General features: G+C 49.4%; 7 protein-coding genes. 1 reads left to right on the forward strand and 6 read right to left on the reverse strand.

From position 1 onward, the window contains the following. Positions 1–227 precede the first annotated feature (227 nt). The 3 genes from H6F93_RS09460 to H6F93_RS09470 form a co-directional block, all read right to left on the reverse strand. A complete protein-coding gene (locus tag H6F93_RS09460) occupies positions 228–647 on the reverse strand; it encodes a response regulator (protein WP_190680223.1) in 420 nt (139 codons plus the stop codon). A 139-nt stretch (positions 648–786) separates the two neighbouring features. Beyond that, positions 787–996 carry a hypothetical protein gene (locus H6F93_RS09465; RefSeq protein ID WP_190680224.1) on the reverse strand — a complete coding sequence of 70 codons (210 nt, stop codon included), beginning with the start codon at positions 994–996 and terminating at the stop codon, positions 787–789. Positions 997–1,164: 168 nt separating this feature from the next. Continuing rightward, complete coding sequence (locus H6F93_RS09470) at positions 1,165–2,844, reverse strand: sensor domain-containing diguanylate cyclase (RefSeq protein ID WP_199313592.1); 1,680 nt, start codon at positions 2,842–2,844, stop codon at positions 1,165–1,167. Positions 2,845–3,202: 358 nt separating this feature from the next. On the opposite strand from H6F93_RS09470, the gene H6F93_RS09475 reads away from it, so the two are divergent. After that, entirely contained in the window at positions 3,203–4,315 is a 1,113-nt protein-coding gene (locus H6F93_RS09475) for a GGDEF domain-containing protein (RefSeq protein ID WP_190680225.1), read from the forward strand. Between the two features lie 446 nt (positions 4,316–4,761). On the opposite strand, the gene H6F93_RS09480 is transcribed toward H6F93_RS09475, so the two are convergent. From H6F93_RS09480 to H6F93_RS09490, 3 genes are all read right to left on the reverse strand, one after another. Next, positions 4,762–5,868 carry an SUMF1/EgtB/PvdO family nonheme iron enzyme gene (locus H6F93_RS09480; RefSeq protein ID WP_347277269.1) on the reverse strand — a complete coding sequence of 369 codons (1,107 nt, stop codon included), beginning with the start codon at positions 5,866–5,868 and terminating at the stop codon, positions 4,762–4,764. 91 nt (positions 5,869–5,959) lie between these two features. Continuing rightward, positions 5,960–6,205 (reverse strand): hypothetical protein, encoded by a 246-nt coding sequence (locus tag H6F93_RS09485; RefSeq protein WP_190680226.1) that lies wholly within the window; start codon positions 6,203–6,205, stop codon positions 5,960–5,962. A gap of 212 nt (positions 6,206–6,417) precedes the next feature. Next, positions 6,418–9,344 (reverse strand): SAV_2336 N-terminal domain-related protein (locus H6F93_RS09490; RefSeq protein WP_199313593.1); only part of this gene is annotated, 2,927 nt, incomplete at its 5' end.

The raw sequence follows: 9,344 nt of genomic DNA on the forward strand, positions 1-9,344 counted from the left end.
ATGTCTGGTCGCCACTCCAAAACTGCCTGGAATGCGTAATCAGCAGAGCTAACTGCTGCTACCTCTGCACTGTAAGTCTCGAATAGGAAGGCGAGAAACTGGAGATTGTCACCATCATCATCTACGACCAGCACCTTCAAACTATCCAGACTGAGATCAGTATTGGGGGACATGAATCAGGAACCTTGACGGAATTTGTAGGAAAATTTGATATTCCCACAATTCCGTCATTGTTGCCCAGTAAGCTTAAGTACCTCTTGAACCAACTCATCTGGGTCTAGCGGCTTGGACAAAAAGTGATGAAATCCGGCTCTCAACGCTCCTTGGGCATCAACTTCTCCAAGGTAGGAAGTTACACCAATAGCTGGGAGTTCGCGACATGCTCCCTCTACCTGCCTTATTCGCTCAATCAACCAGCTTCCGTCCTCATCAGGTAGCCTAACGTTGCTGACCAAAACGTCTGGTTGCCGCTGTTCCAACTGATTTAGTGCTTCAATAGCAGAACTTGCTGGAATGATTCTGGCTCCGTTCCCCTCAAGAATGAACGTGAGCAGTTCTGCCAGTCCGGGCTCATTCTCGACCAAAAGAACTGTCAGCCCGGACAACAAGGACTTTTGAAAAGAAGATTTGTCTTCTATATTTTGCATAGTGGTAGCAGCGAACACAATTGCTTTTATCAACGCTGATAAAGCATTCTCCTTATCTCTCTCATTTGACGGAGATAAGGAGAATGCTGAGTTAGAGATTGTGTTTAGACGCAGGAGAGCTGGGTTTTTAATTTTGCCTCTACTCCGGCTGCGCTGCTTCTGAAGAACTGCAAGCCTTAGAGCCATACAGTACTTTCAGTCCACCGTCTGGGACTGACTGGGCGCACCACACGCCACCAGCCACCCAAACTCTGAGAGGATGCAGCATGGGGAGGAGGAGGATTAGAGCAGCAATTAGGGCAACAAGAATTTCTATGGGAATCGTGATTTGCCGCCAACGGGGTTTCATAGCAGGCACTTAAAGACCAGGATCAGTATGCCCAGAGTGAATAGCGCGATCGCTCGTCATATTTTTCCTCAGCCTGAGTCCGCTAGCCTACGTAGCTGCTCTCGATCTGGTTCTCTGGAATTAGCTGTTAGTAAGATCGCTTTCACATCCTTTGTGAAAGCAGGAATTTCACGCTGCAACAACGACTTGATCACGTCCCCCATGCTTTGCCCGATACAGAGCGGCATCTGCGGCTCGAATCACCGCTTGGGCGGTATTGCCATGTTTAGGGAATTCTGCCACGCCTAACGATAACGTCACGACTCCTAAGGATTGGCGGCGATACTCCAACATCAAATGCTTGATTCCAGAGCAGATTTGCTCGGCTCGTTGCCGGGTGATTTCGCTCGATGCCTCTGGCAGGAGCAGCATAAACTCCTCCCCACCATAGCGACAGCCAATGTCAGAGCTACGAATCATGCTCTTCAAAAACTGCCCTAACTCCCGCAACACGACATCTCCTGCCTCATGTCCAAAGGTGTCATTGAACTGCTTGAAGTGATCCACATCCAGCATAATGATGCCCAAGGGTTGCTCACTCCGTTCCGCCCGCCGTAGTTCTCGTTCCAAGGATTCTTCCATATAGCGACGGTTGAATAGCCCGGTGAGTGGATCTCGAATGCTCTGGTTCTTCAACGTTTCTCGCAATTTCAAGTTGGCAAGCGAGATCGCAATATGCTCAGCGACCGTCGTGGCGAGTAGCTGTTTAGTTTGAGTAATCTGTCCCGGTTCAGTCGCAATCAGATGCACGATTCCTAATGCTTCGCCCTGCGCCATCATTGGTACACAAAGCGTTTGGGCAGGAAACGGCGGGTGGATATGCTGGCAGCGCAACTGGCTTTGTCCATCCGGTAAGAAGTAAGGTCGTCCGCGTCTGAGTGACCAACATTGGGTCGGTTCAAATAGGGCTGCACGAGCGGGATGCTCTCCCCACGTTGCCACCGCTTCCACCAACGTTTTGGACTCACTGATCATCCAAACTCCACCGACGGTATTTGGGAATAAGCGTTGCACCAGTTCTCCAAGCACGGTGTACGCCTCGTCCAGGGTGAAACACGCCTGCAGCACATCGCTTAACTCACTCAATTGCGAAATCTCACTGCGGCGTTGCTCTAATTCACCCACCCACTGCTTCAAGTTCTGTTCGCTCTCTTGCAGTTTGGCTTCTGCCTGACGGCGACGGGTAATATCTCGGTTAATTGTTAAACCGGCAAAAGGCACTAAACCAAAGGTAAGTAATCCTCCAATCCCAACGATAGCCATCGTGGTCCATGCCACCGTTCGTGATCGCTCTGAGCGCAATTGGAGCAACCGCTGCTCCTCCACAAGCATGGCATTAATCCCCTGAGTAATCTCGCTCGTGAGTTGTCTACCTACATCCTGCTCAATCAAATTTTGTGCGGCTGCAAGCCCGCTTTGCCGTCGAGCATCGAGGGCTTCTTTTAGGAGCACTAATCGTCTTTCGAGGGCAGGCTCTAGCGTTTGTAGCCGTTGCTGTTGGGAGGTATTGTCGCTCGTCAGTTGCCGGATCTCGTTGACCACCTCGTTAATCGAACTGGTTGCCAGGTAGTAGGGTGCTAGATGCTGCTCGTTGCCCGTGATGATGTAGCCGCGTTGCCCTGCCTCGGCACTGGATAGATGAGCAAATAGAGATTCCAAGTCAGCGATCACCACATGGGTATGCTCTACCCAATGAGCTGTATCAATTAGTTGAATCGTACTCCAAAATCCTAATCCACCCATTACACCAAGCACTAAAAGCGCGACCGCAAAGCCAGTGCTGATTTGCTTCTCGATTGACCACCGCATAGAACAGAGGCACCTGTAAAACATCAACGTTCAGTACCGTTTAGTTTAGGACAAGGGGTTTGGGTTATTACTCCTTGTTGCGGCAGCGATCCAATTCCCCCGAGATCGTGCTTGAAAGCTGATGTCCTTTCTGCTTTACATACCCCCCCTGATTGAATGCACGACCCAAAACTAAAATATGGGCAATTTTGATAGAAATCTTTACTTAAAACTCCGTGAATTCCGCATTCATCGTTTTTGACAAAGTTTTTATGATCCACCTGTAAAGACTATCTAAAGAGGAGCGGCGAGAAATTCTGTTCTCCTGCTTTTGGCTATTTCCCTCCCCCTGTTAATCCTGAGTGAGCAGATCCCTGTAATGGTTTCTTTTATTCAAACTACCAATCCCCCTGACCTTGAACTGGTGCCACTGTCTCACTTAAAAGCTATGAGACGGCTAATTACGGTTGTGCAGGAACTTTCTCTGGCCCGTAGCTTAGAAAACATCATGGCAATCGTGGGAGTAGCCGCACGAGAACTGGTTCATGCCGATGGTGCAAGCTTTGTCTTACAGGATCAAGACCAATGTTTTTATGCCGATGAGGATTCGATCGCCCCATTGTGGAAAGGGCAACGCTTTCCGATGAAGATCTGCATTGGAGGCTGGACGATGCGAAATCGACGACCTGCTGTTATTGAAAACATTTACAGCGATGAACGAATTCCCTTTGCTGCCTACCAGCCCACCTTTGTCAAGAGTTTAGTGATGGTACCCATCCGGACACTCGACCCGATTGGGGCAATTGGAGTGTACTGGGCACAACATCACCAACCTACTTCGCAAGAGGTTGAGCTACTTCAAGCATTGGCAGACACAACGGCTGTTGCGTTGGAAAATGTTCAGATCCACACCGAACTTGAGCAACGGGTGCAAGACCGCACCCTTGAATTAGAGTTTGCCAATGCTCAACTGCATGAAGAGGTAAAAGAACGAAAAAAGGCAGAAGCGACCGTTCAGCAATTGTCGATCACGGATGAATTAACAGGACTACATAATCGACGTGGTTTTCTCTTACTGGCGGAGCAGCAACTTAAACTAGCCCGTCGAGTGAATACATCTGTCTGTCTGCTATTCATCGATTTGGATGGATTGAAACAGGTTAATGATGGACTAGGGCATGACATGGGAGATCAATTGATTGCGGATGCAGCCCAAGTACTGAAACAAACTTTTCGTCAATCAGATGTGATAGCTCGACTAGGCGGAGACGAATTTGCCGTACTCGTGCCCGGCTGTGCGGCAGAAGATGATGTAGTCGCTCGTTTGCAAGAGAGCATAACCCTCTTTAACCAGGCAGGACAATGTCCTTATCATTTGTCAATGAGTATTGGTCTAGCAGTCTGCCAGGTCGATATAGCCACCACATTGGAGCAGATGATGTCCCAGGCAGATCAATTGATGTATGCCCATAAACGGATCAAACGCATGTGAACATTGGGGTGTAATCAGGATAGGTGTAATTTAGTGCCACGAAACGCCAGAAGGCTCATTGCATTTGATGTCTAGAGATCAAGATTGTACCTCGTACTTCTGAAATCCTTGATAGTACAGGTTTGAACTAGTTGAGGACTAAGTACTACTCAGAAATGGGTAGTACATCGCCTACTTTTGAAGATTTTAGGAGACTGAACCCCTGATTCTTTTGTTGAGTAGTTGCGCCCCGCAGCAGCTAGTCAAATCTGTACAGCTTAATAGAACCATCTTCTGTACCGCTTACAGGGCAAGCATTTTCATCTTTCGTGGCACTAAATTACGCGTATCCTGATTACACCCCTACAGAATAGGACGGTCAGAAAAGCAAGAAATTTCGGGGATCTCTGCGTTAAAGAAGAAAAAGTAAAGAAGTGTAAAAAGCAAGAGGACAAAAGAGAAAAGGGCTATGGAGTCCTGGGTCCAGAGCAACAAACCCGAAAACCAACATAGTTGAGGCGGATGTAGGAGTCACCATAGGAGCGGTAAGCGGAACGGCAATCCCTCGGGAAGTTGTCCCAGGATCCGCCGCGATGAACACGGGATTCATTTCCGTCATCGGTTAGCCAGACACTACCATCCGTTGGTGCGCCTTTGTAATTGCCGTACCAATGATCCTGGCACCATTCACAAACATTCCCATGCATATCACACAGCCCAAAAGCATTAGCAATGCCAAAGTAAGCCACAGCGGTTGTTCCCTTGCGATGTTTACCTTTAGGACCATCAGCATAAGTGACTGAGCCATCGTAATTAGCCAACTTGTCGGTTAGAGTTTTACCGAAGTAAAAGGGTGTACTTGTTCCAGCTCGACAAGTATATTCCCATTCCGCTTCGGAGGGCAGGCGGTAGGGGCGGTTGGTGTGTTTTTCGAGACGGGCACAAAATTCAACCGCATCGTACCAAGAGACTTGTTCGACAGGATGGTTATCCTTGCCTTTGAAGTAAGAAGGCTCAGGGTCTAGTAATTGCTTTACCCGAGACAAGTGAGCGACAGTTCGCCATTGCGCCTGGGTGACAGGATAACGTCCCATAAAAAATTGAGAAACAGTTACGTCATGTTGGGGTTCTTCGCGATCGCCATTCCGTTCAAGCTCATCATCGGGTGACCCCATCGTGAACGTACTGCTGGGGATAAGAACCATGTGGAGGGGAAGGGCAGTGCCAACATCAAGAAGAGGTTCGATGTAGCCTTGCCGTGTTCGGGGAGTGCGACGAATCGTAAGCCTAGAACCTAGAAACTTGTCTAGAAGAACTTTCAATGCTAGATTCCCAGGATTTCTACGAGAAGCTCCGATCACCAGATCGGTCAATTTACCTTTTGCTTCTGCCCATTTCACCAATGAATAAACAACTAACTCATAGTTGGCTTTGCTTTCAGTAATGCGGTTGAGGTCTTCCTCTAACTCGTCCTCAAGCATCAACTCTAAATCAGTTTGCTTAGGAAACGCTGATATCAAAGCTTCGCGCAGTTGACGACGATCGCTAACGAGTAACTTCATTGGTTCAGCCATAGCAGCTTATCTAGGTTCTCCGCTATTGTCTTCAAAACCTGAGTGAGCCAGCTAATTCTTCGGTTGCCTTACCAAGCTAGCTGGCTCGGTTTTATTTTTGGATACCTCGATGGATATCGCCGGAGTGAGTCTGGGCTTCACTGTAACACGCCTGATAGCTTCCCACCTGCCAGTTCTGACCGGCTATTGCTGGCTGTAGAAGAATGCTGAAACCGGAGCAACAAACCCGAAAACCAATACCGCTGAAGCGGTCGGTGGGAAGGTCGTAGAGTCGGTAAGCGGAACGGCAACCCCTAGTCATAGAGCCAGGAGCCGCCACAATGAACACGAGCTGCATTTTCGTTATTGGTTAACTAGGCGCTGCCAATAGTATCCGGTATTTTATTGGGTTAGTTGTAGTCAGCCCACCAAAGAAGAAAGATGTAGTGCTAATACAACAGGTATGTTCTACGTACTCCCCTGACGGGAGCCAAGACAAATAATCAGTGAGGCGGAAAAAGTGAGTACAGAATTATGCTGTCATTGAAATAGTTTTCTCAGAAAAATAAGCTATTGCTGTCCTAATACCCAACGGCGAAATAGCTCCACGATAATCGACCATTGCCCTTCCGTTTCTTGAACAACTTCGTAGCGCTCCAGAATCTTGAGGGCTTGCTGCAACGTTTCCGGCGTAAGTCTGGTTATCTGAGATAAGAGGTCAAGGCTCAAACCAGTCCGGTGGCGGGCTAACGCTTTCAAGACTCGTTGTCGCGCTCGAATGTCTCTTCCGGCTTGTTCCCAAACACCCATGAAGTAGTAGCGTCCATGACTGAAGAAGTCAGGAGTGCCCACTACTGCTCGAACATCTTCAACTGTGAACTCTGGATTGCGCTTTTGTCCCTGTTCAAAGGCTTGATCGTTGTAGTGACGGACGAGTTGGAACCCAATCAATTGAGTCAGGTAAGGTTGCCCGGCAGTGAGGGTCCAGATTTCCTCAAAAGCGTCTGCTGTATAGTCCAGCTGAAAATCTGGATGGGGATTAGCAAGCAACTGACGGGCTGCTCTGGAAGATAGGAAGCTGACCCTGATGGGGATAAACACGCTATGGAGCGCATGGAAATGATCTTCAGTCATTTCCATCAGGGAATGTAGCCCAGCAAAGGCAAAGGCAAGCTTAGAACTCATTTGTATGCATCCGCGCAGAAATGACGGCAGGTCTGAGTTTATCCGCCCGGCTTGAATCAAGTCCTCAAGTTTCTCGAATTCATCGATGGCAATAATGAGTCCTTCCGCTTTACCTAATCTTGCTTCTGCGCGTTTGAGATAGCGTTCAAAGGCGCGGTAGGGGGCGTGCAGCAAGTCTGCATCGTTGGGAGGAGGTAAGTGCATGACTTGGGCGACCTCGTTGCAGATTGCCATAAACACATCACCGATACTTTGGTCCTGGGCTAACAGAAGCAGGTTTACATAGGCAACCTTTATCCCCGCCCCTAACAACGTGGTGACGTTGAGCAGAATAGAGGTCTTGCCCACGTGGTAAGGACCAAACAGGACAACGGATGACAGTTGGTTACCCAACACCCACAATTCCTCGAGCTGCCGCAACACATCTTCGCGTCCGACAAACAAATCGCCCTTCACTGGCTCGCCAACCACATAAGGATTGGGAACAGGTTTGTTGATGATAGTGCTCCCATCATCCAATCGTGCATCTATGAACTCGAACGGTTCCAGGTCAGGGAAGTTAACAGCGTTTGGCTGATCTGATGGAGTTTGCTCACCTGATCCTTGGCGTAGTTGTTGCGCAAATTTGGCATATTCACCACCTAGCTGTTCCAGAATCTCTGCCGTGACGCTGGCAAAGGAGCGCAGCCCTTCAAATCCCTCTGGTGCTGCGATCGTCGGGTTCATCAGGAAGGAGCGAAAGTTCTGATCAGAAAACTGATTCCACCGCTTCTCCACTGCCACCGATACAGTGTTAATAACCTCAATGGTGTCTGCTGCTGGTAACACCTCCAACAAAACGTTCCGAACTTTAGGGGCAAAGTCGTACTGGACAAGATCTTGCCTATTCAACTGAACAAACTCTAGTTCGCTCGCTTCTTGCTGTGTCAATGCTGCCTGCGCTTGTTCGCTCTGTTCTTCTAACACCCGCTCTAACTCATGATCTTCCTGCCTTGGCAGGCGAAGTAATAAGCCACTTAAAAACACTTCTGCCACCGGCAACGGGGACTGGGCATCATATAGCATGGCATCTCGAATCAGTCGCACCACAGGTAGTGTAATCACCGGAGCCGCCGCCAGCAGCATAATTAATCGTTGAGCCTGGGGTGATGCCAACTCTAGAAAGCGATCGACTCGTTCGTGGGCAATGATTTCCAAGGTTTCGTTGAATGTAACGTCTGAATCAGTGTCACTTTCTTTGTCGAGGACTTGCTGAATACGATCGCGGGCAATCTCTTCAATTCTCTTGGATCTGGGTACCGAGCCACCCAGCTGGGGGAGCAAGAAGCCTGGAGTTACTTCACGGCGATCGCCAGCCAACATCAAACTCCACCGTGCCAGATCCTGAACTTCGCTGGTCACCACTGGCACCGGGATGCGTTGACGGGCATCCTCAGGTTCATCGCGCTCTTGTACCCGTATCTTTAACCGCTGGTTTGCCACACCAGGGATGTCATTACTGATTGCAACAGCAGTTCCGCGTCCCAAGGCGGTACGCTTCCACATCCAAGCAGGCAGCATCTGCCACACCACTGTGGGCATGATTTTACCCCACCCCTGTAACATGGGCAGCAGCGTTCCATCCCACCAATACGCCCCAGCACAATCACTTAAAACAATGGCAATGCGTCGTCCCCGCTGGTCAATCAATTCGCTGGGACGATGACCAGGACGCTCTGGCTTGGAAATGAGCCGTACAGCATCGTCAGTAAGCTGACCTGCCTGCACAACCAGGTCAAACACCCGCACATCCCGAAAAGCGCCATAGTGCTGCAAAATCCGCACCACATCCTTCACCAAACGCTGCCAAATATGCATGGATGAGCCGTGGTCCGCAACCAAGATGATGTCAAACCACGGCTCTTGTTCCAGTTTCAGAATGGGTAAACACAGCCGAGTGCGGGCAATATTGTCTACTGTGGCGGGTTCATCCAACTGTCTCCCGGTACCAGCTTCAACTTTTTGAAACAAGGGTTTTAAGGCCCGAATGACTTCCAGGGAGTCTGTCAGCATAGCGGGGTCTGCCAACCATACAGGTAAAACCTGAGGCGGTAATATCCCTGCCTGTGGAGTAGGGGCGGCAATATTTACTCTGGCTGGGGGTTCTGGAGGAAGCGGTGGTGGTGAGTCAGGTTGGGGATCTATGTCTAGTGAAGCGGACAGGATCGGGGAAGGCAGTGAGTTAGAGGGTTGAGGTTCATCAGGGATAACCTTAGCCGATGGTTCCATGTGCATCGCTAACCAAAGCGTTTCGGCAATTTCAATGCTGGTAA

Source organism: Leptolyngbya sp. FACHB-671 (assembly GCF_014695745.1).
Classification (GTDB): Bacteria; Cyanobacteriota; Cyanobacteriia; order Elainellales; family Elainellaceae; genus JAAUTN01.